Annotated in this window: 31 protein-coding genes and 1 tRNA gene; 17 read left to right on the top strand and 15 right to left on the bottom strand. The window is 56.1% G+C overall.

Features of this window, described 5'->3' with window-relative positions; all coding sequences use genetic code 11:
• Positions 1–59 precede the first annotated feature (59 nt).
• Positions 60–1,301 (top strand): multifunctional CCA addition/repair protein, encoded by a 1,242-nt coding sequence (locus tag AC1VYI_RS05055; protein ID WP_023309213.1) that lies wholly within the window; start codon positions 60–62, stop codon positions 1,299–1,301.
• 10 nt (positions 1,302–1,311) lie between these two features.
• Here AC1VYI_RS05055 and bacA read toward each other — a convergent pair whose 3' ends face one another.
• Positions 1,312–2,133, bottom strand: coding sequence for an undecaprenyl-diphosphate phosphatase (gene bacA, locus AC1VYI_RS05050; protein WP_023309214.1), 822 nt, complete (start codon positions 2,131–2,133; stop codon positions 1,312–1,314).
• A 105-nt stretch (positions 2,134–2,238) separates the two neighbouring features.
• Positions 2,239–2,607, bottom strand: a complete 369-nt coding sequence (folB, locus tag AC1VYI_RS05045; RefSeq protein ID WP_023309215.1) for a bifunctional dihydroneopterin aldolase/7,8-dihydroneopterin epimerase — start codon at positions 2,605–2,607, stop codon at positions 2,239–2,241.
• A gap of 107 nt (positions 2,608–2,714) precedes the next feature.
• On the opposite strand from folB, the gene plsY reads away from it, so the two are divergent.
• Both plsY and AC1VYI_RS05035 read left to right on the top strand, forming a co-directional pair.
• A complete protein-coding gene (gene plsY / locus AC1VYI_RS05040) occupies positions 2,715–3,335 on the top strand; it encodes a glycerol-3-phosphate 1-O-acyltransferase PlsY (protein WP_023309216.1) in 621 nt (206 codons plus the stop codon).
• An 84-nt stretch (positions 3,336–3,419) separates the two neighbouring features.
• Complete coding sequence (locus tag AC1VYI_RS05035) at positions 3,420–4,886, top strand: MFS transporter (RefSeq protein ID WP_226484301.1); 1,467 nt, start codon at positions 3,420–3,422, stop codon at positions 4,884–4,886.
• A gap of 40 nt (positions 4,887–4,926) precedes the next feature.
• Here the strand turns inward: AC1VYI_RS05035 and AC1VYI_RS05030 are convergent, their stop codons facing one another.
• Entirely contained in the window at positions 4,927–5,349 is a 423-nt protein-coding gene (locus AC1VYI_RS05030; RefSeq protein WP_045356087.1) for a MarR family winged helix-turn-helix transcriptional regulator, read from the bottom strand.
• Between the two features lie 147 nt (positions 5,350–5,496).
• Here AC1VYI_RS05030 and AC1VYI_RS05025 point away from each other — a divergent pair, with 147 nt between their 5' ends.
• The 9 genes from AC1VYI_RS05025 to ureG all read left to right on the top strand — a co-directional run bounded on the left by AC1VYI_RS05025 (position 5,497) and on the right by ureG (position 12,141).
• On the top strand, positions 5,497–6,510 hold the full coding sequence (locus AC1VYI_RS05025; RefSeq protein ID WP_134867146.1) for an alpha/beta hydrolase: 1,014 nt from the start codon (positions 5,497–5,499) through the stop codon (positions 6,508–6,510).
• 145 nt (positions 6,511–6,655) lie between these two features.
• Entirely contained in the window at positions 6,656–7,483 is an 828-nt protein-coding gene (locus tag AC1VYI_RS05020; RefSeq protein WP_134867145.1) for an urease accessory protein UreD, read from the top strand.
• A gap of 10 nt (positions 7,484–7,493) precedes the next feature.
• On the top strand, positions 7,494–7,796 hold the full coding sequence (locus AC1VYI_RS05015; protein ID WP_006811999.1) for an urease subunit gamma: 303 nt from the start codon (positions 7,494–7,496) through the stop codon (positions 7,794–7,796).
• Positions 7,797–7,806: 10 nt separating this feature from the next.
• Complete coding sequence (locus AC1VYI_RS05010) at positions 7,807–8,121, top strand: urease subunit beta (RefSeq protein WP_045404057.1); 315 nt, start codon at positions 7,807–7,809, stop codon at positions 8,119–8,121.
• Positions 8,114–9,817 carry an urease subunit alpha gene (gene ureC / locus AC1VYI_RS05005; RefSeq protein WP_134867144.1) on the top strand — a complete coding sequence of 568 codons (1,704 nt, stop codon included), beginning with the start codon at positions 8,114–8,116 and terminating at the stop codon, positions 9,815–9,817. Before AC1VYI_RS05010 ends, ureC begins: the two co-directional genes overlap by 8 nt.
• A 9-nt stretch (positions 9,818–9,826) precedes the next feature.
• The gene (gene ureE, locus AC1VYI_RS05000) at positions 9,827–10,291 is read left to right on the top strand and encodes an urease accessory protein UreE (RefSeq protein WP_039263017.1); all 465 of its coding nucleotides are present in this window, start codon (positions 9,827–9,829) and stop codon (positions 10,289–10,291) included.
• A 9-nt stretch (positions 10,292–10,300) separates the two neighbouring features.
• Complete coding sequence (locus AC1VYI_RS04995; protein ID WP_134867143.1) at positions 10,301–10,840, top strand: HupE/UreJ family protein; 540 nt, start codon at positions 10,301–10,303, stop codon at positions 10,838–10,840.
• Positions 10,840–11,514, top strand: coding sequence for an urease accessory protein UreF (locus AC1VYI_RS04990; RefSeq protein ID WP_023309226.1), 675 nt, complete (start codon positions 10,840–10,842; stop codon positions 11,512–11,514). The genes AC1VYI_RS04995 and AC1VYI_RS04990 overlap by 1 nt, the downstream gene beginning before the upstream one ends.
• 9 nt (positions 11,515–11,523) lie before the next feature.
• A complete protein-coding gene (ureG, locus tag AC1VYI_RS04985; RefSeq protein WP_014071813.1) occupies positions 11,524–12,141 on the top strand; it encodes an urease accessory protein UreG in 618 nt (205 codons plus the stop codon).
• 45 nt (positions 12,142–12,186) lie between these two features.
• Here the strand turns inward: ureG and tsaD are convergent, their stop codons facing one another.
• Positions 12,187–13,200 (bottom strand): tRNA (adenosine(37)-N6)-threonylcarbamoyltransferase complex transferase subunit TsaD, encoded by a 1,014-nt coding sequence (gene tsaD / locus AC1VYI_RS04980; RefSeq protein ID WP_029741753.1) that lies wholly within the window; start codon positions 13,198–13,200, stop codon positions 12,187–12,189.
• A 236-nt stretch (positions 13,201–13,436) separates the two neighbouring features.
• On the opposite strand from tsaD, the gene rpsU reads away from it, so the two are divergent.
• From rpsU to rpoD, 3 genes are all read left to right on the top strand, one after another.
• On the top strand, positions 13,437–13,652 hold the full coding sequence (gene rpsU, locus AC1VYI_RS04975; protein ID WP_001144069.1) for a 30S ribosomal protein S21: 216 nt from the start codon (positions 13,437–13,439) through the stop codon (positions 13,650–13,652).
• A gap of 115 nt (positions 13,653–13,767) precedes the next feature.
• A complete protein-coding gene (dnaG, locus tag AC1VYI_RS04970) occupies positions 13,768–15,513 on the top strand; it encodes a DNA primase (RefSeq protein WP_134867142.1) in 1,746 nt (581 codons plus the stop codon).
• Positions 15,514–15,666: 153 nt separating this feature from the next.
• Positions 15,667–17,514 carry an RNA polymerase sigma factor RpoD gene (gene rpoD / locus AC1VYI_RS04965; protein WP_482878161.1) on the top strand — a complete coding sequence of 616 codons (1,848 nt, stop codon included), beginning with the start codon at positions 15,667–15,669 and terminating at the stop codon, positions 17,512–17,514.
• A gap of 532 nt (positions 17,515–18,046) precedes the next feature.
• Here the strand turns inward: rpoD and mug are convergent.
• Positions 18,047–18,553, bottom strand: a complete 507-nt coding sequence (mug, locus tag AC1VYI_RS04960) for a G/U mismatch-specific DNA glycosylase (protein WP_023309229.1) — start codon at positions 18,551–18,553, stop codon at positions 18,047–18,049.
• Between the two features lie 125 nt (positions 18,554–18,678).
• On the opposite strand from mug, the gene AC1VYI_RS04955 reads away from it, so the two are divergent.
• Positions 18,679–18,754: transfer RNA gene (locus AC1VYI_RS04955), tRNA-Ile, on the top strand.
• A 618-nt stretch (positions 18,755–19,372) separates the two neighbouring features.
• On the opposite strand, the gene AC1VYI_RS04950 is transcribed toward AC1VYI_RS04955, so the two are convergent.
• From AC1VYI_RS04950 to AC1VYI_RS04935, 4 genes are all read right to left on the bottom strand, one after another.
• The gene (locus AC1VYI_RS04950) at positions 19,373–19,696 is read right to left on the bottom strand and encodes a hypothetical protein (protein ID WP_226484311.1); all 324 of its coding nucleotides are present in this window, start codon (positions 19,694–19,696) and stop codon (positions 19,373–19,375) included.
• 350 nt (positions 19,697–20,046) lie between these two features.
• Positions 20,047–20,319, bottom strand: coding sequence for a hypothetical protein (locus AC1VYI_RS04945; RefSeq protein WP_045404077.1), 273 nt, complete (start codon positions 20,317–20,319; stop codon positions 20,047–20,049).
• Entirely contained in the window at positions 20,303–20,851 is a 549-nt protein-coding gene (locus AC1VYI_RS04940; protein ID WP_047173619.1) for a DUF2778 domain-containing protein, read from the bottom strand. The genes AC1VYI_RS04945 and AC1VYI_RS04940 overlap by 17 nt, the downstream gene beginning before the upstream one ends.
• Positions 20,851–21,342, bottom strand: a complete 492-nt coding sequence (locus AC1VYI_RS04935; protein WP_126303108.1) for an Hcp family type VI secretion system effector — start codon at positions 21,340–21,342, stop codon at positions 20,851–20,853. Before AC1VYI_RS04935 ends, AC1VYI_RS04940 begins: the two co-directional genes overlap by 1 nt.
• Positions 21,343–21,667: 325 nt before the next feature.
• Here AC1VYI_RS04935 and AC1VYI_RS04930 point away from each other — a divergent pair, with 325 nt between their 5' ends.
• Entirely contained in the window at positions 21,668–21,886 is a 219-nt protein-coding gene (locus AC1VYI_RS04930; RefSeq protein ID WP_063408917.1) for a hypothetical protein, read from the top strand.
• Between the two features lie 126 nt (positions 21,887–22,012).
• Here AC1VYI_RS04930 and AC1VYI_RS04925 read toward each other — a convergent pair whose 3' ends face one another.
• The 6 genes from AC1VYI_RS04925 to AC1VYI_RS04900 form a co-directional block, all read right to left on the bottom strand.
• Positions 22,013–22,213, bottom strand: coding sequence for an ogr/Delta-like zinc finger family protein (locus tag AC1VYI_RS04925; protein ID WP_029741756.1), 201 nt, complete (start codon positions 22,211–22,213; stop codon positions 22,013–22,015).
• A gap of 67 nt (positions 22,214–22,280) precedes the next feature.
• On the bottom strand, positions 22,281–23,435 hold the full coding sequence (locus AC1VYI_RS04920) for a phage late control D family protein (RefSeq protein ID WP_134867141.1): 1,155 nt from the start codon (positions 23,433–23,435) through the stop codon (positions 22,281–22,283).
• Positions 23,432–23,896 (bottom strand): phage tail protein, encoded by a 465-nt coding sequence (locus tag AC1VYI_RS04915; protein ID WP_226484315.1) that lies wholly within the window; start codon positions 23,894–23,896, stop codon positions 23,432–23,434. The genes AC1VYI_RS04920 and AC1VYI_RS04915 overlap by 4 nt, the downstream gene beginning before the upstream one ends.
• Positions 23,897–23,907: 11 nt before the next feature.
• Positions 23,908–26,187 (bottom strand): phage tail tape measure protein, encoded by a 2,280-nt coding sequence (locus AC1VYI_RS04910; RefSeq protein ID WP_226484324.1) that lies wholly within the window; start codon positions 26,185–26,187, stop codon positions 23,908–23,910.
• Positions 26,180–26,299 carry a GpE family phage tail protein gene (locus AC1VYI_RS04905; RefSeq protein ID WP_023616176.1) on the bottom strand — a complete coding sequence of 40 codons (120 nt, stop codon included), beginning with the start codon at positions 26,297–26,299 and terminating at the stop codon, positions 26,180–26,182. Before AC1VYI_RS04905 ends, AC1VYI_RS04910 begins: the two co-directional genes overlap by 8 nt.
• A gap of 32 nt (positions 26,300–26,331) precedes the next feature.
• On the bottom strand, positions 26,332–26,640 hold the full coding sequence (locus tag AC1VYI_RS04900; protein WP_023309234.1) for a phage tail assembly protein: 309 nt from the start codon (positions 26,638–26,640) through the stop codon (positions 26,332–26,334).
• Positions 26,641–26,665: the final 25 nt, after the last annotated feature.

Below are 26,665 nucleotides of genomic sequence, written 5' to 3'. Positions count from 1 at the left end.
TCGTCTTCTCTGCCAGACTTACGTATTATTCTGGAAAAGAGAAAACGGGAGAGTTGGGCGTGAAGAGTTATCTTGTCGGTGGTGCGGTACGTGATGCGTTGTTAGGTCTGCCGGTCAAAGATAAAGACTGGGTGGTGGTTGGCGCCACCCCTGAAGAGATGCTCGACGCGGGCTACCAGCAGGTAGGCCGCGATTTTCCCGTGTTCCTGCACCCGAAAAGCCGTGAAGAGTATGCCCTGGCGCGTACCGAGCGGAAATCGGGCTCGGGCTATACGGGCTTCACCTGCTATGCCGCGCCGGACGTCACGCTGGAGCAAGATCTCCTGCGCCGCGATCTCACCATCAACGCGCTGGCGCAGGACGAAGACGGGCAGATCGTAGATGCCTATGGCGGTCAGGACGATCTGCGCAACCGCCTTTTACGTCACGTTTCTCCGGCGTTTTCTGAAGATCCGCTCCGCGTGCTCCGCGTGGCGCGCTTTGCCGCGCGTTACGCCCATCTCAGTTTCCGTATTGCCGATGAAACAATGGCGCTGATGACCGCCATGACCGAGGCGGGCGAGCTTGAACACCTGACGCCAGAGCGCGTCTGGAAAGAGACGGAAAATGCCCTCACCACGCGCAACCCGCAGGTCTTTTTCCAGGTCCTGCGCGACTGCGGCGCGCTGAAGGTGCTGTTCCCGGAAATAGACGCGCTGTTCGGCGTGCCTGCTCCGGCGAAATGGCACCCGGAAATTGATACCGGCGTACACACGCTGATGACGTTGAGCATGGCCGCCATGCTCAGCCCTGACGTGGACGTGCGCTTTTCCACCCTGTGCCACGATCTCGGCAAAGGCCTAACGCCAAAAGAATTCTGGCCTCGCCACCACGGGCACGGCCCGGCAGGGGTGAAGCTGGTCGAGGGGCTGTGCCAGCGTCTGCGCGTGCCGAACGAGATCCGCGATCTGGCGAAACTGGTGGCCGAGTTCCACGATCTGATCCACACCTTCCCGATCCTGAAACCGGCCACCATCGTTAAGCTTTTCGATAACATCGACGCCTGGCGCAAACCCCAGCGCGTAGAGCAAATTGCGCTCACCAGCGAAGCTGACGTGCGCGGTCGTACCGGGTTTGAAGCGTGCGATTACCCGCAGGGACGGTTACTGCGTAAAGCCTGGGACGTAGCGAAAGCGGTGCCCACGAAGGACGTTGTCGAAGCGGGATTCAAAGGACCGGAAATTCGCGAAGAGCTCACGAAACGGCGAATTCAGGCGGTGTCGGACTGGAAGGAAAAGCATTGCCCTCAGCCTAAAGACTGAGGGCCATCGGTCAGAAGAAGACCACGTACACCGCAGCCGCCACGATAAAGCGATAGATCGCGAACGGAATAAACGAGATACGCTTAATCAGCTGCAGGAAGGTTTTGATGGCAATCAGCGCCACGATAAAGGCGGTGATGAAGCCAACGGCAAACATCGGAATGTCGCCAGCCGTCAGGAAGTGATAGCTCTTATAGACGTCGAGTACGGTGGCGCCCATCATCATCGGCACCGCCAGCAGGAACGAGAACTCTGACGCGGCGTAACGGCTTACGCCCATCAGCATCCCGCCGGAGATGGTAGCGCCTGAACGCGAGAAGCCCGGCCACAGCGCCAGACACTGGAAGCAGCCAATGATAAACGCCTGACGATACGTCATGTCGTCCAGGCCTTCCGCGCGCGGCGTTTTTGGCTTCAGCACTTCCGCGGCGATCAGCAGTAAGCCCCCCACCACCAGCGCGTACATTACGTTAATCGGGTTAAACAGAGATTTGATGACGTCGTGGAACACCAGGCCCAGCACCACCGCAGGGATCATCCCGAGCAGAATATGGATCAGTGACAGACGACCTTTACCGGCCCCCTCGTGCTGAGGCGGACGACCAAAATGGATGCCGATCAGGCCAAACAGGCGACGCCAGAACATCACGACCACCGCCAGAATAGACCCCAGCTGGATCACAACTTCAAACGTTTTTGCGGTATCGCCTTCAAAGCCCAGCAGATGGCCAACGATAATCATATGGCCCGTACTGGAGACCGGCAAAAACTCCGTCAATCCTTCGACCACACCCAGTATTGCCGCCACCAGCAGCGAGTGCATATCGCTCATCTATAAACCCCTAAAAAGATATAAAAAAACGGTGCCCCATACGGACAACCGATAAGATACAGTCTTGAGACCGGTATAACCTAAAATGGTTTAGCTATTATGACGTTAAATCTTTCCTTTCAGATTTGTGCCACGCTCAATAATGACGCCAACATTGGCGGCGCGCGCCACCGCTCCCGGCTTGCTCAGCTTGATGCGCACCCACGGTGAGTTGAATTTTTTCAACAGCAATTCTGCGACTTCTTCCGCCACCCGTTCGACCAGCGCAAAACGTTGCCCTTCAACGTGGGCGATGACCGTTTCACTGATATCGGCATAGCTCAGACAGTCGTTCACGTCATCGCTTTTTGCCGATTTGCGGTTATCCCACCCCATTTCGATATCGAACACCAGTTTCTGCTCGATGGTCTGTTCCCAGTCGTAAACACCAATTGTGGTGATTACCGAAAGTTGCTCTATAAATACAATATCCATCACGACCTGCCTGCTTTTTGGCTAAACCGGATACCACTTCCGGCGAATTATGCGTATTATCCACAGATGCTGAGAATACAGATACATTTTCAAAACGGAACAGCGTTATGAGTGCAATCGCGCCTGGAATGATCCTCCTCGCCTATCTTTGCGGCTCAATCTCCAGCGCCATTCTGGTCTGCCGCATTGCCGGGTTACCTGACCCGCGTGAAAATGGTTCCGGGAATCCGGGGGCGACCAACGTACTACGAATTGGCGGCAAGGGAGCAGCCGTAGCGGTTTTGATTTTTGATGTTCTGAAAGGGATGCTGCCCGTCTGGGGCGCCTATGCGCTGGGCGTTACGCCTTTCTGGCTCGGGCTCATTGCGATTGCGGCCTGCGTTGGCCACATCTGGCCCGTATTCTTCGGCTTTAAAGGCGGTAAAGGCGTTGCGACCGCCTTTGGTGCCATTGCACCTATCGGCTGGGATCTCACCGGCGTAATGGCCGGGACGTGGCTGCTCACCATTCTTCTGAGCGGCTATTCGTCGCTGGGCGCAATCGTCAGCGCGCTGATCGCCCCGTTCTACGTCTGGTGGTTCAAACCCCAGTTCACCTTCCCGGTGTCGATGCTCTCCTGTCTTATCCTGCTGCGTCATCACGACAATATCCAGCGCCTGTGGCGTCGTCAGGAGACCAAAATCTGGACGAAGCTCAAGAGGAAGAAAAAAGACGCTCCGAAGGGTTAGTTATGCCTTATAGCCAAATGTGATTTTGGTCACCTTCTGCCTGTGGTAACTGTTAGGGACACAACACAACCACATAAGAAGAAAATGGCTGAAATCACAGAATCAACTCCCCTTTCAACGGCAGGTATTCCCCCTGATGGCGACATTCAGTGGGTGCGCAGCGCTTCGGATGTATCACGCCTCGTTAATGACGGTTCTCAGGGCCGGACAAACGCCCGTATCGTGGTCGGTATCGCTTTGGGCGGCATTTTCCTCGATGCCTACGATCTGGGCGCGCTGGCGTTTGGCATTAAAGACATCACCCGCGAATTTAGCCTGACGCCCGCTGGTACCGGTATGGTGGCCTCGGCGATTACCTTTGGTGCCATTGTCGGGGCGCTGCTTGGCGGCTATCTCACGGATAAAATCGGGCGCTACCGCGTTTTTATGGCTGATATGGTGTTCTTCGTGGTGGCAGCGATCGCCTGTGCGCTGGCCCCGAACGAATACGTGCTCGCGGGCGCCCGCTTTGTGATGGGGCTGGGGGTTGGGATCGACCTTCCCGTGGCGATGGCGTTTTTAAGCGAGTTCGCCAGGCTAAAAGGGCCCGGAAATAAGGCTTCCAGCGTCGCGATGTGGTGCCCCACCTGGTATGCCGCCATCAGCATCTCCTACCTGCTGGTGCTTTTCTTCTACGCCGTGCTTCCGGAGAGCCACAGCGACTGGCTGTGGCGTTTGATTCTCGGCTTTGGCGCGGTGCCCGCGCTGGTGATTATCGCCATCCGCAGCCGCTATATGAGCGAATCTCCGGTCTGGGCGGCGAATCAGGGCAACCTGAAAGAGGCGGCGTCAATTTTACGCCAGTCGTATAACATCAATGCCCACGTGCCGCAGGACGCGCTCGGCCAGCCCGCACCCGTCGTGAATAAAGCGAAATGGTCAAACTATCTGAACCTGTTCCGCGGCGTCTACTTACGCCGCACGACGCTCGCCACGCTGCTTTCCGTCGTCTCGTCGTTTGCCTATAACGCCGTGGCGTTTGGCCTGCCGGTGATCATCTCCAGTTTCTTTGTCCAGTCGATGCTCACCACCATTCTCATTTCTCTGGCGCTTAACCTGCTGTTTGCCTTCGTCGGCGGACTGCTGGCGGTACGCTACGTGCCGCGCTTCGGCGCCTGGCGGATGTCGCTTGCGGGTTATGCCTGCCAGCTTGTCGCATTGCTTGGCCTGGCGCTGATTGGCCGACCGGAAGGTGCCTCTGAAGGCGTGCTTGCCGTAGCCATGCTGGCGCTATTCCTGTTCGGTCAGGGCTTCGGCCCGGGCGCGCATACCATGACGTTTGCCTCGCTGAGCTACCCAACCTCGCTGCGCGGCGTGGGCGTGGGCCTCAACCAGACGCTGATGCGCAGCAGTTCCACGCTGTCGCTGTTTCTGTTCCCGCTGCTGGTCGCCTCGCTGGATACCGCCGTGTTCTGGGCGATTGCGCTGGCGCCGTTTATCGGCCTGGCGTCGCTGCTGGCAATCCGCTGGGAGCCGTCGGGGTATGATGTGGATGCAGAGGACTATCGGTAACGACACATTACTTCGGTGGGTTCAACCCACCGAAGGGTTATTACAAATCGTCGAGAAGCGTTCGGGAGAGTTTTTTTAGCGTCTCAAGCTCATCGTCATTCATCCGCATGCTGCAACGAATCTGATCCGGCAATGCCATCACCCGTTTCTTAAGGTCTTTGGCCTTGTCGGTCAGTACAACATTTTTCATCCTTTCATCACCCACAACCGCGATACGGTTGAGGAATCCTTTTGCCTCAAGCTTTTGTACAAGCGGGGTCAATGTGCCCGAATCAAAAAACGTCTTATCGCTGAGATCGCGAAGTGGGATGTTGTCTTTCTCATAAAGCGCCATCAAAACAACGAATTGCGGATAGGTCAGATCCATCTCTTGCAGTAAGGGGCGATACTGGCGAACAAACGCGTTGGTGACCGAGTACAGCGAGAAGCAAAGTAAATCGTCTAGCGTTTTGTTTTCTTTCATTTTTCTATCAACTCCAAATCGGTTGCCTAAAAAAATTATAAATAATGTTTGACTAAAAGTATCTTGCGCGCAAGCATTACACCAACAACTAAGTAGCGCACTATTTAGTTATCTCATCCGATCAAATACGCTTAAAGAGGCACTACCATGAAAACACTAACCGCCATCCTGGTTTCTTCCGTCTTCGCGTCAGCCGCGGCATCCGCTCAAACCACCAATACCCCAACCCCGACCGCAGGCGTACAGGCATTTCTTAATATTTTAAATTCCGGCAAGGGTAAGCCAATGGAACAGATGACCCCGCAGGAGGCCCGCCAGGTACTGATTGGCGCGCAGCAAGGCGCAAAACTGCCGCCCGCTCAGGTTTCTGAAAAAACGATCCAGGTAAATGGCCAGGCGATCAAACTGAAAATAGTGAAACCTGAAAACGCCAGCGGCACGCTCCCCGCCTTTATGTTCTTTCACGGCGGCGGTTGGGTGCTGGGTGACTTCGCTACCCACGAACGCTTAATCCGCGATCTTGTTCGCGCTTCGGGTGCCGCTGCGGTTTACGTCGATTACACCCCGTCACCTGAGGCCCATTTCCCGGTAGCAATTAATCAGGCCTATGAAGCGACAAAATGGGTCGCCGGGCACGGTCAGGAAATTGGCGTGGACGGTAGCCGTCTGGGTCTGGTGGGTAACAGCGTGGGCGGCAATATGGTGGCTTCGGTGGCGCTGCAGGCCAAACAGTTCAATGGGCCAAAGATTCGCTACAACGTCATGCTCTGGCCAGTTACCGATGCGAATTTTGATACTGCCTCGTATAACCAGTTCGAAAATGGCTATTTCCTGTCGAAAAACATGATGAAATGGTTCTGGGATAACTACACCCCCAGCGCTGCCGATCGCAACAATATCCTTGCCTCTCCGCTTCGCGCCAGCACCGCGCAGTTGAAAGGCTTCCCCGAGACGCTGATCCAGACAGCGGAGCTGGACGTTCTGCGGGATGAAGGTGAAGCATTCGGGCGTAAACTGGATGCGGCTGGCGTCCCGGTGACCGTCACGCGCTATAACGGCATGATCCACGACTACGGCCTGCTTAACCCGCTGAGCCAGGAGCCAACGGTGAAAGTTGCGCTTGAGCAGGCAGGTGCAGCGTTGCATGAGCACCTGAAATAGTCTCGTCATTGCTTATACAGAGCACGGCCCCGGCCGTGCTTTTGTATTTCTCCTGCCTGGCCATCCATAAGCGACTCATATGACAGGCTTCATTTCCGCCAGGGCATACTGAAACGTATCCCGATGGTGTGGAAATGGATGCAGCATGTTAGCAGCTCAGGTCACTGATAATACGTATAAAGGCTGGCAGGCGTCGCTTGCCCTGCAGTTTTGTCACACCCCTGAGAAAACCCTCCTGTACTCCGCCCACCACGTCGGGCCGCTCACCGTTCAACGTCCGTTTTACCCAGAAGGCGAAACCTGCCACCTTTACCTGCTGCACCCGCCAGGCGGGATTGTGGGCGGCGATACGCTGAACATTTCCGTTCGGCTGGACGCCAAAAGCCACGCGCTCATCACCATGCCCGGGGCCAGCAAGTTCTATCGCAGCAGCGGCCCGCAGGCCCGTCTGAACCAGCATTTTTACCTCGATGAAGATTCCACGCTGGAGTGGCTGCCGCAGGACACCATTATCTTCCCCGGCGCGAATGCCGCGCTGCGCTCCGTCTTCCATCTGAAGGCCTCCAGCACGCTGCTGGCGTGGGAGCTGTACTGCCTGGGGCGTCCGGTGATTGGTGAGACATTCAGCCACGGCACGCTGGAGAGCCGCCTGGAGGTGTGGGTAGATGACGAGCCGCGCCTGATTGAGCGTCAGCATCTTAGCGACGGCGATCTCACGCCCGTCGCCGGACGTCCGTGGCTCGGCACGCTGCTGTTCTATCCGGCCAAAGAAGAACATCTCGACACGGTGCGCGAACGGCTCGCACCGCTGGAGAATTACGCAGGTGCAACGCTCACTGACGATCTGCTGTCGGTGCGTTTTCTCTCCGACGACAACCTGATTTGCCAGCGGGTGATGCGCGACATCTGGCAGTCGCTTCGCCCGCTTCTCACCACCAAAAATGCCTGTTCGCCGCGTATCTGGCAGACATAAGAGAAACGTTATGGAACTGACCCCCAGAGAAAAAGACAAGCTGTTGCTGTTCACCGCCGCGCTGGTTGCCGAACGCCGCCTTGCGCGCGGGGTAAAGCTCAATTACCCGGAATCGGTCGCGCTGATCAGCGCCTTCATTATGGAGGGCGCGCGCGATGGCGAAACCGTCGCCTCGCTGATGGAGGCGGGCCGCCACGTCCTGAGGCGCGACCAGGTAATGGAGGGCGTCCCGGAGATGATCCCGGATATTCAGGTCGAAGCCACCTTCCCGGATGGATCGAAGCTCGTCACCGTCCACAACCCGATCGTCTAAGGAGCGCGTGATGATCCCAGGTGAATACCAGATCCAGCCCGGAACGATTGCCCTCAACGTCGGGCGTGAAACCCAACGCGTGGTTGTCGAAAATCACGGCGACAGGCCGATCCAGGTCGGATCGCACTATCACTTTTACGAGGTCAACCCGGCGCTGAAGTTCGATCGGGAAGCCACCAAAGGCTTCCGACTGAACATCCCGGCGGGCACCGCCGTGCGCTTCGAGCCCGGCCAGAAGCGGGAAGTGACGCTGGTTCAGGTCACGGGGGCGCAGCGCATTTTCGGCTTTCGCGGCGAGGTAATGGGCGAGGTGAAACATGGCTGACATTTCACGCCGGGCGTATGCCGATATGTTCGGCCCCACCACCGGAGATAAAGTGCGGCTGGCCGACAGCGAGCTGTGGATCGAAGTGGAAGACGATCTCACGGTCTACGGCGAAGAGGTCAAGTTCGGCGGCGGAAAGGTGATCCGCGACGGTATGGGTCAGGGGCAGATGACCGCAGACGGCTGCGTGGATCTGGTTCTTACCAACGCGCTGATCGTCGATCACTGGGGGATCGTAAAAGCCGATATCGGCGTCAAGAACGGACGGATCTTCGCCGTCGGCAAAGCCGGGAACCCGGACATTCAGCCCGGCGTGACGATCCCGATTGGCGCGGCAACGGAAGTGATTGCCGCCGAGGGGAAGATCGTCACCCCCGGCGGGATCGACACCCACATCCACTGGATCTGCCCGCAGCAGGCGGAAGAGGCGCTGGTCTCCGGCGTCACCACCATGATCGGCGGCGGCACCGGACCGGCGGCGGGCACCAACGCCACCACCTGCACGCCGGGACCGTGGTATATCGCCCGCATGCTGCAGGCTGCCGATACGCTGCCGGTGAATATTGGCCTGCTCGGCAAAGGTAACGGCTCCAGCCCGGACGCCCTGCGCGAGCAGATTGCCGCGGGCGCCATCGGGCTGAAGATCCACGAAGACTGGGGCGCGACGCCCGCCGCCATCAATTGCTCGCTGGAGGTGGCTGACGAGATGGATATTCAGGTGGCGCTGCACAGCGACACGCTGAACGAGTCCGGGTTTGTCGAAGACACGCTGGCGGCCATTGCCGGGCGCACCATCCACACCTTCCACACCGAAGGCGCGGGCGGCGGCCACGCGCCGGATATTATCACCGCCTGCGCGCACCCGAATATTCTGCCCTCCTCCACCAACCCGACGCTGCCCTATACGGTGAACACCATCGATGAGCATCTCGACATGCTGATGGTCTGCCATCACCTCGATCCGGATATCGCCGAGGACGTGGCGTTTGCCGAATCCCGCATTCGTCGTGAAACCATCGCCGCGGAAGACGTGCTGCACGATATCGGCGCGTTCTCGCTTACGTCGTCAGATTCACAGGCCATGGGCCGCGTCGGGGAAGTGATTATCCGCACCTGGCAGGTGGCGCACCGCATGAAGGTCCAGCGCGGCGCGCTGCCGGAAGAGACCGGCGAGAACGACAACTTCCGCGTGAAGCGCTACGTCGCCAAATACACCATTAACCCGGCGCTCACCCACGGCATCGCCCATGAAGTCGGTTCGATTGAGGCGGGCAAGCTGGCGGATCTGGTGGTCTGGTCCCCGGCGTTCTTCGGCGTCAAACCCGCCACCATCGTCAAGGGCGGGATGATCGCCTGCGCGCCAATGGGCGATATCAACGCCTCGATCCCTACGCCGCAGCCGGTGCATTACCGCCCGATGTTTGGCGCGCTGGGCGCCGCGCGCCACGCTACCCGACTGACGTTTATCTCGCAGGCCGCCAGTGCGAACGGCATCCCGCAGCAGCTCAACCTGCAGAGCGCTACCGCGGTGGTGAAAGGCTGCCGGACGGTGAAAAAAGCGGACATGATCCACAACGGCCTGCAGCCGAATATCACCGTCGACTCGCAAACCTACGAGGTGCGCGTCGACGGTGAACTGATAACCAGCGAACCGGCTGACGTTCTGCCGATGGCGCAACGCTATTTCCTGTTTTGAGGAGTGATGATGATCTATTTAACCCAACGCCTGGACCATGCGCATCCGATTACCGCCAGCGTCACGCTGCCGATTGACGTGCGGGTGAAAAGCCGCGCCCGCGTAGCGCTGAACGACGGCCGCGAAGCCGGGCTGATGCTGCCGCGCGGCCTGCTGCTGCGCGGGGGCGACCTGCTGACTACCGACGACGGCAGCGAGGTCATCGAAGTGATCGCCGCCCCGGAGTCGGTTTCCGTGGTGCGCTGCGCCGATCCGTTCCTGCTCGCCCGCGCCTGCTACCACCTGGGCAACCGCCACGTGCCGCTGCAGATCATGCCCGGCGAGCTGCGCTATCACCACGACCACGTTCTCGACGACATGCTGCGCCAGTTCGGGCTGGACGTGACCTACGCCAGCCTGCCGTTTGAACCGGAAGCGGGCGCGTACGCCAGCGATGCCCACAGCCACAGCCATTCTCACGCTCATTCACATTAAGGATCCATCATGCGCAAGTATTTACCGCTGTTACTGCTGGCTTTTTCCGTTCCCGCGCTCGCGCATCCCGGTCACGGTACCGACAGCTTCCAGGCCGGATTTCTCCACCCGCTGACGGGGCTCGATCACCTGCTGATGCTGGCGGGCGCGGGCGTGCTCTCGGCCCTGAGCGGTCGCAAACTCCTGCTGCCGTTTGCCACCCTCGGGATGATGCTTGTCGGCGCCATTGCGGGCAGCCTGCTCGGCGGCTTCAGCGGCATGGAGATGCTGATTATCGCCTCGCTGGCGGTATCCGGCGTGATGATGTTTAAAACCGAAAAACGTCTGCTGCTGGCGGTACCTGCCCTGGCGATATTCCACGGCTGGGCGCACGGCGTGGAGATGTCCGGCCACAGCTTCTGGCTCTTCACCAGCGGCTTTATGCTCGCCAGCACCACAGTGCTGTGCGCCAGCTTTGCCGCGGGGCTGCTGCTGCGCCGTCACGACGGCCTGCGTAAAACCTTCGGCGGCGGGCTGATCGTCTCTGCCCTGCTGGCGCTGATGAGCTGATGGAGCACGCCCGCCAGAGGCTGCGCCTGATGCAGCTATCCAGCAGCAGCCTGCCGGTCGGGTCGTTTACCTGGTCGCAGGGGCTGGAGTGGGCCGTTGAGGCAGGCTGGGTCACCAACGCCGACGCGTTCAAACGCTGGCAAATCCAGCAGATGGAGCAGAGCTTTTTCTGCGTCGACCTGCCGCTGTTTATTCGGCTATTCCGGGCCTGCGAGCAGCAGGATCTGACGATGGCCAAACGCTGGACGGCATACCTTCTCGCCTGCCGGGAAACGCGCGAGCTGCGCGAAGAGGAGCGCAACCGCGGGGCGGCGTTTACGCGCCTGATTAAAAGCTGGGAGCCAGACTGTCCGCCCGAATGGCTGCCGCTGTTTATGCAGAGCCAGCTCTGCGGCATGGCCTGGCTCGGCGTGCGCTGGGGCATTAGCGCGCGCGAGCTGGCGCTGAGCCTCGGCTACAGCTGGATGGAGAGCGCGGTCATGGCGGGCGTCAAGCTGGTGCCGTTTGGGCAACAGGCCGCGCAGCAGCTGATTATCGAACTGGGCGACCATTACGCCGCCGGGCTTGAACAGGCATTTTTGCGTAGCGACGACGCGCTGGGGGCAGCAACGCCGCTGTCCGCCATCGCCTCCGCGCGCCACGAAACCCAATATTCACGACTATTCCGTTCCTGAGGAGTCAACATGGCTGATTACAAACATCCCCTGCGCGTGGGCGTGGGCGGCCCGGTAGGATCGGGCAAAACCGCGCTGCTGGAAGCGCTCTGCAAGGCGATGCGCGACACGTACCATCTTGCGGTGGTGACCAACGATATCTACACCAAAGAGGATCAGCGCATCCTCACCGAGGCGGGCGCGCTGGAGCCGGAGCGCATCGTTGGCGTGGAGACGGGCGGCTGTCCGCACACTGCCATCCGGGAAGATGCCTCAATGAACCTGGCGGCGGTAGAAGCGTTAAGCGAGAAATTCGGCAATCTGGATCTGATCTTCGTTGAAAGCGGCGGCGATAACCTGAGCGCGACGTTCAGCCCGGAGCTGGCGGATCTGACCATTTACGTGATCGACGTGGCCGAAGGGGAAAAAATCCCGCGTAAAGGCGGGCCGGGGATCACCAAATCCGATTTTCTGGTGATCAATAAAACCGACCTCGCGCCGTACGTCGGCGCGTCGCTGGAGGTGATGGAGCGCGACACTAACCGCATGCGCGGCGAGCGTCCATGGACCTTTACCAACCTGAAGGCGGGTGACGGGTTAGCGACGATTATTGCGTTTCTGGAAGAGAAAGGGATGCTGCGGGTGTAGCCAAACGATCCCCTCTCCCTGTGGGGAGAGGGTTAGGGTGAGGGATTACGCCTCCGGCAGTTCCGCCAGCGGCCAGCGCGGACGCACGGACACGCTCAGGTCGGACGTTGCGCCCGCGTTCAGGCGCACCATTCCCGCGTAAGCGATCATCGCGCCGTTGTCGGTGCAGAATTCCGGACGGGCATAGAACACTTCCCCGCGACGCTTTTGCATCATCTCGGCGAGCTTCGCGCGCAGCGTGCGGTTAGCGCTGACGCCACCCGCCATCACCAGACGCTTAAAGCCGGTCTGATCCAGCGCGCGCTTACACTTGATCATCAGCGTGTCCACCACCGCATCTTCGAACGCGCGGGCGATATCGGCGCGGGTCTGCTCGCTGTCATCGTTGTTGCGAATCGTATTCGCCGCGAAGGTTTTCAACCCGGAGAAGCTGAAATCCAGCCCCGGACGGTCGGTCATCGGACGCGGGAAGACAAAGCGCCCTTCCGTTCCCTGCGACGCCATTTTTGACAGCATCGGGCCGCCCGGATAATCCAGACCCAGCAGCTTGGCGGTTTTGTCGAACGCTTCACCGGCGGCATCGTCGATCGATTCGCCCAGCAGCTCGTACTTGCCAATGCCGGTTACGCTAATCAGCTGCGTATGGCCGCCGGAGACCAGCAGCGCCACAAACGGGAATTCAGGCGGATTCTCTTCCAGCATCGGCGCCAGAAGGTGCCCTTCCATATGGTGAACCGGGATCGCCGGCACATCCCACGCGAACGCCAGCGAACGGCCAACCGTTGCGCCGACCAGCAGCGCGCCGACCAGGCCCGGGCCTGCGGTATAGGCCACAGCGTCGATATCATTTGAACTCAACCCGGCCTCTTTCAGCGCCGCCTGGATCAGGGGAACCGTTTTACGCACGTGGTCACGAGAGGCCAGTTCAGGTACGACGCCGCCGTAGTCAGCGTGCAATTTCACCTGACTATACAGCTGGTTGGCCAGAAGCCCTTTTTCGTCGTCGTAAATGGCGATGCCGGTTTCATCGCAGGATGTTTCAATACCCAGTACACGCATGACTTGTTTTACCTCGTTTCAATACCGCGCAGTGTAGAGCCTGGGCGGGTTGATGTAAAACTTTGTTCGCCCCAGGAAGAAGGCTCGTGTATACTCCTCACCCTTATTAAAGTCCCTTTCAAAATCGCATCGGTGCTTTACAAAGCAGCAGCATTTGCAGTAAAATTCCGCACCATTTTGAAATAAGCTGGCGTTGATGCCAGCGGCAAACCGAATTTATTAAAGGTGAGAGTTACATGCCGGTAATTAAAGTACGTGAAAACGAGCCGTTCGACGTAGCACTGCGTCGCTTCAAACGTTCATGCGAGAAAGCAGGTGTTCTGGCTGAAGTTCGTCGTCGTGAGTTTTATGAAAAACCAACGACCGAACGTAAGCGCGCTAAAGCTTCCGCTGTGAAACGTCACGCGAAGAAACTGGCTCGCGAAAACGCACGCCGTACTCGTCTGTACTAATTGGTTGAGGGCCTCAGCCCTCAATTGACAGACAGAGTAATAGTCGTAAGGCCGTGCTTCCGGAAGGAATGCGCGGCTTGTTTTCGTTTATAAGTCGCTTAAAATTTTGGGGCATATGGCCGGAAGAATCCCACGCGTTTTCATCAATGACCTGCTTGCCAGAACCGACATCGTCGATCTCATCGACGCGCGGGTAAAGCTAAAAAAGCAGGGCAAGAACTATCATGCGTGCTGTCCGTTCCATAACGAAAAAACCCCCTCCTTCACCGTAAACGGTGAAAAGCAGTTCTACCATTGCTTCGGCTGTGGCGCACACGGTAATGCCGTCGATTTTTTAATGAACTACGACAAGCTCGAGTTCGTTGAAACCGTCGAAGAGCTGGCGGCGATGCATAACCTTGAAGTGCCGTATGAAGCAGGCAGTGGGCCAAGTCAGATCGAGCGCCATCAACGGCAAACGCTGTATCAACTGATGGATGGCCTGAATTCGTTTTACCAACAGTCTCTTAAGCAATCTGCGGCTGAGCCTGCGCGTCAGTATCTGAACAAGCGCGGACTGAGCGACGATGTCATTACGCGTTTCGCTATTGGTTACGCCCCGCCCGGCTGGGACAACGTGTTAAAGCGTTTTGGCGGCAATAGCGAAGATCGTAAGTCTCTCATCGATGCAGGCATGCTGGTCACTAACGACCAGGGACGAAGCTACGACCGCTTCCGCGAACGGGTGATGTTCCCGATCCGCGACAAGCGTGGCCGGGTAATAGGTTTTGGTGGTCGCGTGCTGGGTGATGCCCTGCCGAAATACCTCAACTCCCCGGAAACCGATATTTTCCATAAGGGCCGCCAGCTGTACGGCCTTTATGAGGCGCAGCAGAATAATGCGGAACCTCCGCGTCTTCTGGTCGTCGAAGGCTATATGGACGTCGTGGCACTGGCGCAGTATGACATCAACTACGCGGTTGCGTCGTTAGGGACGTCCACCACCGCCGATCATATTCAACTGCTGTTCCGGGTGACCAACAACGTCATCTGCTGTTACGACGGTGACCGTGCAGGGCGCGACGCCGCCTGGCGCGCGCTGGAAACCGCGCTGCCGTATATGACCGACGGGCGTCAGCTACGCTTTATGTTTCTGCCCGACGGCGAAGACCCGGATACGCTGGTGCGTAAAGAGGGCAAAGCTGCGTTTGAAGCGCGGATGGAACAGGCTCAGCCGCTCTCCACGTTTTTGTTTAACAGCCTGATGCCGCAGGTCGATTTGAGTACCCCTGACGGGCGCGCGCAGCTCAGCACGCTGGCGCTGCCGTTAATCAGCCAGGTGCCCGGCGAAACGCTGCGCATCTATCTGCGTCAGGAGTTAGGCAACAAGCTCGGCATTCTGGATGACAGCCAGCTTGAACGTTTAATGCCAAAACAGGCTGAAAACGGTGCGGTTCGGCCCGCGCCTCAGCTAAAACGCACAACCATGCGTATACTGATAGGGTTGCTGGTCCAAAACCCCGAGCTTGCGCCGCAGGTGCCGTCGCTGGCGGGTTTAAACCACGAAAAATTGCCCGGGCTTGGCTTATTTTCAGAACTGGTCAACACGTGTTTGTCTCAGCCAGGTCTGACCACCGGACAACTTTTAGAGCATTATCGCGGCACAAAAGAGGCCGCTACCCTTGAAAAATTGTCGATGTGGGACGATATAGCAGATAAGGACATTGCAGAAAAAACGTTCACCGACTCACTCAACCATATGTTTGATTCGATGCTTGAGCTGCGCCAGGAAGAGTTGATAGCTCGCGAGCGCACACACGGTTTAAGCAGCGAAGAACGCCGGGAGCTCTGGATGATTAACCAGGAACTGGCGAAGAAATAAAAAATTTAACGGCTTAAGTGCCGAATATCGATCGGGAAGCCCCCGGCAGCCGCACTGAGAGGCAGCGGCAAAAATATAAGTACGCCCTCGCTTTAAAGGTTGGCAGCCCCATCGCCGACACCAATCAAACGAATTAAGTGTGGATACCGTCTTATGGAGCAAAACCCGCAGTCACAGCTGAAACTTCTTGTCCAACGTGGTAAGGAGCAAGGCTATCTGACCTATGCCGAGGTCAATGACCATCTGCCGGAAGATATTGTCGATTCAGATCAAATCGAAGATATCATCCAAATGATCAATGACATGGGCATTCAGGTGATGGAAGAAGCACCGGATGCCGATGATCTGTTGCTGGCTGAAACCTCCAACAACACTGACGAAGAAGCGGAAGAAGCTGCTGCACAGGTACTGTCCAGCGTGGAATCTGAAATCGGGCGTACCACTGACCCGGTCCGCATGTACATGCGCGAAATGGGTACCGTTGAACTGTTGACCCGCGAAGGCGAAATTGACATCGCAAAACGCATCGAAGACGGGATCAACCAGGTTCAGTGCTCCGTTGCCGAGTACCCGGAAGCGATCACCTATCTGCTGGAGCAGTACGATCGCGTTGAAGCAGAAGAAGCGCGCCTGTCCGACCTGATCACCGGTTTTGTCGACCCGAACGCTGAAGAAGATATGGCACCTACCGCCACTCACGTCGGTTCTGAACTGTCTCAGGAAGAGATGGATGATGACGAAGACGAAGATGAGGAAGAGAGCGACGACGACACCGCGGACGATGACAACAGCATCGACCCGGAGCTGGCGCGTGAGAAGTTTGCCGAGCTGCGTACCCAGTACGAAGTGACGCGTGACACCATTAAAGCGAAAGGCCGCAGCCATGCCGCCGCTCAGGAAGAGATCCTGAAACTGTCTGAGGTATTCAAACAGTTCCGCCTGGTGCCAAAACAGTTCGACTACCTGGTGAACAGCATGCGCGTGATGATGGATCGCGTACGCACCCAGGAACGCATCATCATGAAGCTGTGCGTTGAGCAGTGCAAAATGCCGAAGAAGAACTTCATCACCCTCTTCACCGGCAACGAAACCAGCGAAACCTGGTTCAACGCGGCTATCGCGATGAACAAGCCGTGGTCTGAAAAACTGCACGACGTGAAGGACGACGTACATCGCGGCCTGCAGAAACTGCATCAGATTGAAGAAGAGACCGGCCTGACCATCGAGCAGGTTAAAGACATCAACCGTCGTATGTCCATCGGTGAAGCGAAAGCCCGCCGCGCGAAGAAAGAGATGGTTGAAGCGAACTTGCGTCTGGTTATCTCTATCGCCAAGAAATACACCAACCGTGGTCTGCAGTTCCTGGATCTGATTCAGGAAGGCAACATCGGTCTGATGAAAGCGGTAGATAAGTTTGAATACCGTCGTGGTTACAAGTTCTCCACCTACGCAACCTGGTGGATCCGTCAGGCTATCACCCGCTCTATCGCGGATCAGGCGCGCACCATCCGTATTCCGGTGCATATGATTGAGACCATCAACAAGCTCAACCGTATCTCCCGCCAGATGCTGCAGGAGATGGGCCGCGAGCCGACGCCGGAAGAACTGGCCGAGCGCATGCTGATGCCAGAAGACAAGATCCGTAAAGTGCTGAAGATCGCCAAAGAGCCAATCTCCATGGAAACACCAATCGGTGATGATGAAGATTCGCATCTGGGTGATTTCATCGAGGATACCACCCTCGAGCTGCCGCTGGACTCTGCCACCACCGAGAGCCTGCGCGCTGCGACGCACGACGTTCTGGCTGGCCTGACCGCTCGTGAAGCGAAAGTCCTGCGTATGCGTTTCGGTATTGATATGAACACCGACCACACGCTGGAAGAAGTGGGTAAACAGTTCGACGTTACCCGCGAACGTATCCGTCAGATCGAAGCGAAGGCGCTGCGCAAGCTGCGTCATCCAAGCCGCTCTGAAGTGCTGCGTAGCTTCCTGGACGATTAATCGGTCCTGACAGTGAAAAAGCTCCCAATCGGGAGCTTTTTTTTTGTTTATTCCCTCTCCCTTTGGACTGTGGGCTCCCCAGTAATTTATAAGCAGAGGCAATAACCTTGTTTCAGAACGAGTGAAGACTTTCAGCGATGCTCTGGTCCGGCTGTAAATCGCTGAGGCGTTTCTTGCAGGCCGGGGCGAGGCGCATGGATGCGCCGAGAGGGCGGGCTTTACAGAGACGTTACCTCCGCCCGTACCCGATAAGCCGGAAGGAATAAGCCGAGGGCACCGCGAAGCGGCGATTTACCGCCGGGAGCCCGGGTCGCCAGGGTGGTGGCGACTGAGCCACCCTGGCACGTTCACAGGTCATGTCGTGACAGAGTAGCAAGGAACATAAAGTGAACGGAATGACCACCACGGCCGTATATTCCCCTCACCCTAACCCTCTCCCCGGAGGGGCGAGGGGACTGTTCCGTGCTGCCATAACGTTGTGGGGATCCCTCAGTCATGTGGGGAGAGGATGAGGGCATCAGGCCGCAGAGGATTAAAGCCCCCGCACCATCAGCGCCTCATCCAGCTCCCGATACGCCTCTACCAGCTTATCCAGCGTCGCCCTGTTGAGCCCGCTCGGATTTGGCAGCACCCACACCTGCGTAACGCCAATCGTGATGCTCTGCTTGCCCCACTGCGTTCCACGCTGGCTAAACGCCTGCTCGTAGGCCTGCTTGCCGAGGATCGCCAGCGCGGCCGGCTGATAATCCTCTATCTTCTTGATCAGCTCCCGTCCGCCGCTGCGCAGCTCATGTAGGTTGACCTCGCTCGCCTGTACCGTAGGCCGCTCGACCAGCATGGTGATCCCGCAGCGCGTGTCCAGCAGATGCTGTTCCTCTTCCGGCTTGAGCAACCTGTCGGTAAACCCGGCCTGATAGATCACCTTCCAGAAGCGATTGCCCGGATGGGCAAAGTGAAAACCGGTGTGCGCCGAGGACTTGCCCGGGTTGATTCCGCAGAACACCACCCGCAGGCCTGGGGCCAGAATATCGTTGATCATCTTTACTCCCGCTCGATACATCGTCAGAGAAGTATAAAGGATTGATTATGCGTTGTTTATAAAAACAGCAGGCAGGTGTGAATGGCTGGATTGCTGCGGGGAGTTACTTTATAATTCACCGCCACGGCCCCTTAGCTCAGTGGTTAGAGCAGGCGACTCATAATCGCTTGGTCGCTGGTTCAAGTCCAGCAGGGGCCACCAGATACAGCAAGGGCTGACGAGATATCGTTGGCCCTTTTGCTTTTTTGGGATATGCCGGGATATTCCGCAAAGGGAAGCATGGTTAACTATCGTGACTACGTGCCGTTAAAAAGATAAACTTTCTAACCACACTCAACGAAGGGATAAAGCATGAGCCCACGGCGCCCAACACCTCAGGAATTATACTTTCAGTCTATTGAAAGGCAGCAGGAACGTGAAAGATACAATGAGTTTCTAACCTCTCGGGGTTATGAAAATAGCCCTGATAGCGCTCACCTGTACACAATGAGCAGGGGCTATACCGGCATGAAAGCAAGGGACACTATAATCATGCTGGCGGGTGAACTGCCTTACATGTATGACTAATAAAGTTAATGGCCCTTTTTATCACATCACCTCATTTTTTTATTTTCGCGGGTGTAAAAATTTGATGAAGCGGGCCGTTCCGCAAAACAAAAGCCTCAGGGATTGATCTTCCACCTCCTATCGATGGGTATGCAGCAAGATAAACGATACAGAAAAGCTAAATATACATCTGTATATTTAGCTTTTCTGTTACGAGTCTAATGATGGTGGTAGTTCAATAGCGAGGTTCCAGATGGTCAGTATGGGAACGTGTCAGGAATGGTTATAAAGCATAAATGATCTGTCCAGCCAGATAACGTAAAAGGTAGCATTACGCTTGTAACCCACCATAGGTGCCTTACTGCAAAATCGAAATGCCATAAGTTCTACGTCTTCGGTTACATTGGCAGGAATAGCTGCTTTGAATGAGCTACGGGAGATTTTTTCGTATCCGAGCTTATGCCGGTCCTGCTGGCGGATATCCGCCAATGAAAGTTGACTCAACCGGAAAAGCTTATCAGTTAACGCTGCCTTTTCCTTTTGCTCATAGCAATCAACGCAAAAACCATTTTTGAAAATCACAAAACGAAAATTCATGAGGTTTACCGTAAGAAAACAAGCCTGACAGGCATGCCAGCTGCACTATCGCCCTGCAAGCAGGGTGGAGCACAATATGCTGGTAGTTTCCAAAATGATTAAATGTAAGCTGTGCAGTTCGCAGCTCCCCGAATGCGAATACGTTTTTTACGACGCAATCAACAAATAAAACAACCATTTACAGATATCAGGATTGAAGCGAAAAACCGGAAACTGCTAATTGTGTACTTTTAACGGAGTACTTAACTGCGAATTCGTAAAATTAACTCCCCAAAAAAAGCCCCTACGCGGGGCGTTTGTTAGTTGCTGGTGGTGGGCCTGCTATAACCCGTCAGAACTGCACAACTGTTTTATGAATTGCGCGCTAATAAGACAAGCTTTTCCCCGCTAAAAACGATCACAGCGGCTACCAGCGCATTAAACATGATGTACATCGTGAAATAATTATCCTCAACACGGTCTGGGTAAGGTTCCAGTTTCTCTGTCGGGATGTAATTCATGAGATTCGTGACGGTATATTTCATGCTGTCGGCCAGCGGGTCGAATACCCCTGAGAGCATCAGCGCAAACGTGATAGTCAGAAACATCAGCAGGCGTAACGACCACTTAGCGGAGCGTGACATCGCAACTCCCTGAGGCATTACCAATCACCGTAATATCACCATAAGCCCAGAGTTTATCCCCCTGCAGAATCCGGTGCCGGTGAGCCTTCAACAGAGCAGCACGTACTATGTAAAAATCACGCGAAAGAAAGAAGGTGATGCAGCCCTCACTGATGCCAGAACCATCTGGACGCGGTGGATGCAGGCGAAAATGACCCCGCTGATAGTGATGCGAACTGTCAACGTCAAAGGTCATGTAGTCATCCACTACACCGTCTTTGCGGAACAGGGCAAACCAGTCGTAGTAGTTATTTCCGGTAAATGCGTGTTTGAACCATGTCTGGCTGTGAGAAAATAATCCACCAGACGGACGATCTACAATCCAGTAACTCCCTGGAGGGACGGTGGCATTTGTCATGTACGAACATTCAGGTTTGTTGGCGAGATCGCCCAGCCCGGAAAACACCGGAAATGAACCTACCCCGCCCACATCCAAACGGGCTACGCGCCCCTCGTCGTAAAGATGGTTAAAATCAACCCGGCAACTGATCATCAGGCCACCACTCGCTGGTTCCATGAGTCTGTGTAAGAAATATTCCCGTCGAGATATAGCCAGGTAATGCTTTCATACGCCAGCGACACGGATTCAGTAGGGTTATTCATTTGACCGCCAGTGTTTTTAAAATTGTGCATCACTGGCGTGACAGCCACCACTTTGACGTTTTTCAAAATAACGTGCATGAATTCTTCCTCTACGCCTGCGTCATTAATCCGATACCATTTAATGATTGCCTGCTGGAGTGTCTCGCCCTGACAGACGGCACGATTCAGGTAAGGTGTAGCCTTATCGAGCTCTTTGGTAAAACTTAACTGGTCATGCACACGCGTCCCCGTAAGTTTCCCAAAAGTATTATCGTAAGGGATATGCACGCCGTGGTTAAAGCTCTGCATTTCAATAGCACCTTCACGCAGTAGAACATTGCTACTCCCTTGAATCAGGGTTCCAGTAGAGTTATAAAGCCAAATATATGCGGGAACAGCCATTTTATTAATTCCATTTAGTTGAGAAATTAACAAAACCTTACAGCCACTATTTTTATCAAAATGTAATTTTTTATAACGATTGAAACCCCGATAAAATATTTATATAAATAAAAAAAGCCAATAAATATGCTGAATATTTTAAAGTTGAAAAGGGTGGAGTTTTTTAAAGTCAGACTTTCGACTTTTTTACGCGGTCATATTCTACCTGGTCAGAAAATTGTGCTTTCACCTGCTTCATTGCTTACAGACATTCGACAGCATGCTGGCGATCTTCTGAGGTGATTTCGCCGCACGGCTTACTATTCAGAGCGTAAAGCACCGCATAGTGGCCGCCAGCGCCAGCAGCATCGGGAAAGGGGGTTATGTCGTCGATTATGCCCACGGCGAGTGGACGGGGTTTGTCAGATTGAACGCCTGCGGCCATTGTTCAGCTAGGCTGATCAAGCCACCGGCGGCGACTGATTTTATTTTTTCTCTGCTGTCTGGTGGTTTCCTGTTTCACCTGGAGATCAAGCCATTTATCTCCGAGGCTGAGCCTGATTAATTTTTCTGTTCACAGATTAATTCCCCTGGTGAAAATTCTTTCAGCAGGGGCCACCAAATTTTGTTTTTAGAATCATATGATTAAGCCACTCGACTGAGTGGCTTTTTTATTGGTTTTTTTGAGCAGCTAACCGTGGTTCAGCGAAGCCGTTCGGACACGCTCAGAGGCGCCCGGGGTTGCGATAAGGCGCTCCACGGACTCCATCGTCACGAACGTACAGCTGCAGTCCACATTGGTGCACTGGTGATAGCGCTCTTTGGTATTTTCACTTAGATAGCGACTGGTACGCGCATGCGCAGAGTGCTTGCACTTAGGACAATGAAACATGTACCCCTCCACTTGATTCACATTTTGTGAATCAATAATACCCAAAATAAAACCAATAGCAACTACATTACTCACTATCAACAGTAAATTTTTCGTCGCTGACGTTCAGCTCAAGCTTAAGCTGCGTGGTAAATCCGCTATCGTTGAGGGTATGCACCACCTCGCTGATGATCCACGCCTGCTCGTCGATGACGCGTTTAAAACCGTTTACCAGCACCGGCGTTTCGGGGAACAGATCGGCGCGTCCCAGGGCAAGCTGGATGGAAAACTCTACGGTTCCCCGCTGAAGCGCGCGCCACTTAGCCTCTGCGGCCCTGAGCGCCTGCTCTTCAGAGGCATAAACCGTGGTGAGCTCAAATACGTTTTCCGCCGATCCCACCAGCCTCTCTTGCGGTTTCTGCTCCTTGCCTGCTGCTCCCGCTACCGGTGCGGCGGCATCCGGGTGCTGCAGTGCTTCTGTCTGCTGCCCTCCGGACTGACGATTAATACTCAATTGAGGATTTTGTTGTTTGGGGTCACGCGTTTGCAGCCATTTGGCCGTTACGCCGGAATAATTTTCACGGTCAGCTATGGAAAAAAGGTGCTTATCTCCATCCCCACGTTCAATCATCATTAAGGAAAGCGGAGTGCCGCTGGCCGTCACGGCCTGCCCCGCTTTCATAAAGATTATCTTCCCGGCTTTGATTGAAACAAATGCTCCATTACGTTCAGCAAGGCGGGAGAGGAACGCCGCGTCTGTCTCCTGAGACTGGTCAATATGAGAGATGGCGATGGATGCAAGCCCCGACGCGACGCTGGCGGTCAACTGGTTACGCTGAGCGATGGTATCGACTATCGCGCCAATCGTCGTGTCATGCCACGACTGTTCGCGCCGCACGTTTAGCTTTCCACGAAAATCTGCGCTGAATCCCCGGATGGTAAGCGTGTCCGGCGCGCCCCGGAAATGAATCGCATCAATCGTAAAGTCCCCTTTCTCCTCGAGCGGGGTTCCCTCCCATCCCAGCCATAAGGACAGCCTTGCCCCCCGGGCAGGCAAGTCCAGCAGCCCGTCGGAATCATCCAGCAGAATATCCAGCTGATCGGCTTCCAGCCCCCGTTTGTCGATCATGGTCAGGCTGATAAGACGATGGCTGAAATTTTGCGTGATATCACGATCGTCAAGCTTAAGCATAAAATCAGGGGCGATTTTTCCACCCGCCCGGATATTCATTTCGGTGATCATCCCACCAGCCCTCCAATGCTATTCCGTGCGCTTTCCACCAGCTCTGAGGCCTGCGTTCGCAGGTCGCCAAACGTCGTCATCAGCGATTCGTCCACGCGTTTTAGCGACAGGGTAAACTCAATTTTTCGGGCGGTACCGTCACTGTAAAAATCCGAATGCGTGTGCGTGACTTTCTCAATGACAAACATGCCGTGAATGATGCCGGTACCGTCTATCAGCGACCATGCCCGCCCCTCATTTGCCATCAGCTCAACCGCCTTGAGCGAAAGCCGCCCTCCCGTGAGTTCCGGGTAAAGTAAGCCGGAGAGGCTAAAGGATGTCTCACCTTCGCCAAGGTACTGCCAGGCTTTGGGTTTCCCGATGCGAGCGCTGGATGCCCAGCGGTAGTCTTTTGTGAATATCATTGACTGATACGGTAAGGTTCGTCGTTCAAAGACAAACAGACCCAGCACCATTAACATTTTCTCTCTCCTCAAACATACATAAAGCTGGATTGCCGCTGTCTCGCTTTATCACGTTCACTGTTTTCTATTTCCTCCCGGATTTGACGCGTCAGATCCGTTCCGGAGGCCGTGCCCCCCTGCAGCGTGATGTGATATTCGCTTTTACTCTGATCGACGTAAGAGCGTCCTCCAGTAGCGATGGTCGGCTGATACCCCAGGCTGCCGCCAGAGATCCCCGCGCCTGGAATATAAGCGCTGCCCGACGGTGAGGATGCCGCTTCTGCTTTTGCCGCAGCGGCGTCGAGATCGCCCGACTCGTTTTTGATAATGCCGAGCTTCTCCAGCAGCCAGCTGGCCTTGCCGCTCAGGCTATTAAAGAGATCAAGCGGTGCCATTAACGCATCGCCCAGCGCCTGACCAAAAATCACGCCAGCGTTTTTACAGCCATCCAGCGTTTCCTGCGTCGCCTTGATCGGCGTAATCAAGTCGGTGAACCATTGCCAGATACCGCCCAGCTTCTCCGAGATAGAGTCAAACACCGCCATCACCGGTGAGAACAGCGCCCCCAGCGGTGCGAAAGCCGTCGAAAGCCCTTCCATCACCCCGCCAAAGAAGGCGCTGATGGGCTCCCAGTATTTAAAAATCAGTAAGGCACCGGCAGCAATCGCCGCGCCAAGGGCAATCACCGGCCAGCTAAGCGCGCCCAGCACCGTCATGATGGCGCCGCCCACCACGCTGAATACCGTTCCCAACATCCCGGCCGCGGTAATAACCATATTGACGCCTGTCAGAACCGGGCCGATGACCGTGCCTACGCCGCCCAGCACGCCAGCAAACGCCTGCGCGCCGACAACGATGCTGGCGAGGGTCTGCGTCAGCTCAGGGTTGGCATTCACCCAAAGAGAGGCCGTGCCAAGCCAGCCGGTTGCGGTTGTTATCAGGTTGCGCAGAGCGCCATCCGCTTTATCAAATACATCAATCTTCAACCCGTTCCACGCGGCCTGGAATCGGTTGATATCGCCGTCAAGATTATCGGTCTGCACGGAAGCCGCGAGCGCGGTACTGCCCTTTGCCCCCTGCAACTGCTGGCGTTTTTCATCAAGCGATCCATCACCCGCAGCGGAAGCCAGCGCCCCCGCGGCTTTTATGGCATCCGGAGTCTGAACATGGCGCAACATCGCGCTGAGCGCGTCCCCCGCGGCAGCGCCTTTCATTCCTTTTTCTGCCAGAACGCCCAGCAGCGCGGTGGTCTCTTCAAGCCCCATACCGGCGGCATCCGCAGCGGGCGCAGCAGAGGTGACGGCCGCCACCATCTCAGCGAGGCTGGTATTCGAAGAGGTAAAACCGCGCGTAAGCACATCTGCGATGCGTCCCGCATCCGTATCGGCCAGGCTATACGCGGCCTGCGTGCTGGCGATCATATCGGCCGCTTTAGCCGCGTCGACACTCCCCGCCAGGCTGAGGTTGACCGTTGGCGCGGTGGCCGCAAGTAGCCCATCGGCGTCATAGCCTGAACGAGTCAGTTCGGTTTGTGCCCGGAGGACCGTATCTGCAGGTACTCCGGTCCTGGCGCTGACCTCACGCGCCTGCTGGCGAATGGCCTCAAGCCGGGAATCCCCCTTCGCCAGACCAAGGTTTGCCTGAATGGCCGACATCTGCTTTTCAAAGCTGATGCCAGGGGCGATAAACCGGGACGTCTGGTCAAAGCCCGCTTTTGCGATGCCCACGCCCGTATTCGCAAGCTGACGCACCCGCGCGGTAACGCGTTTGCCTGACTCGTAGCGATTCTGAACGACACTCAGCCGCTCCTGCTGCTGATTGACGCGGGCCAGCGCATCCCTCTGTCGGTTAAGCTGCTGCGTTTTTTCGCTGATGTGACTTTTTAAACGACGCTCATCCGACGAGAGCGTGCGCGTGTTCACTCCCGCCTGAGCGAGTTCAGTGCGCTGACGCTGCACCGAGTAGCGTAAGCTGTTGTACTCATGCTTCAGGTCGACTGCCGATTTTCGGGCTGCAGTCAGCGCATCAGCCTGCGCCTGGGTGGGGTTTTGCGTGTTTTTAAACTGTACCGCCAGCGCCGCAGCCTGCTGTTTCGCCTGAGCAAGCGACTGCTCCGTCGTGGCGAGCCGGGCATTTGCTTTTCTGAAGCCGTTAATGCGCCCCGCTTGCTCATCGAGCGCCCCCAGCGCCGTCTGCGCATCGCGGATATCGCTCGCGAGAGTGAGGCTGGCGTTCTGGAGAGCGTTAAGCGGTCGGGTTGCCCGGTCGACTGCCTTAAGCAGCTCCTGAAGACTGACATTATTACTCATGGTGGTTTCCGCTTCGCTGTAGCGCTTTTTCGCGCCATAAGAGGAGTTCGGTCACGCTAAGGGAGTACAGTTCTGACGGCGGCCAGTGAAAAATCACCGCGATATCCGCCATCAGATCGTCGACCGACACATTTTCGGGAAATTTCAGCGAGCCGAAGCCGGTGACAAAAAACCGATCACCTTACCTGCAAAAGAGAGCAGATCGCAGGCGTCCAGGCGCGCAACCTCATGCTCGGTCAGCGCTGGGGAGGTCATTCGCGGCAGCACCTTAATCAGCGCATCAACGTCAGATTGCGCCAGCGACGCCAGCGATACGCCGCGCAGGGTCCCCGCATTGGGTTTTGCGACGGTCACCTTTTCGATTTTTTGCTCGCCGCGCTGAACGGGGCTATCAAGCGTGACGATATGTGGGTTTTCACTTTCGTTCATGGCGGTCTCGTTGATATTTTCCATTTCGTTACTCTTCTGAAAGTTAACT

The sequence above is a fragment of the Enterobacter sp. QK-SA4 genome, from assembly GCF_056856775.1.
The sequence above is the reverse complement of the archived record's forward strand: the minus strand, read 5'-3'. Positions and strand labels throughout refer to the sequence as shown.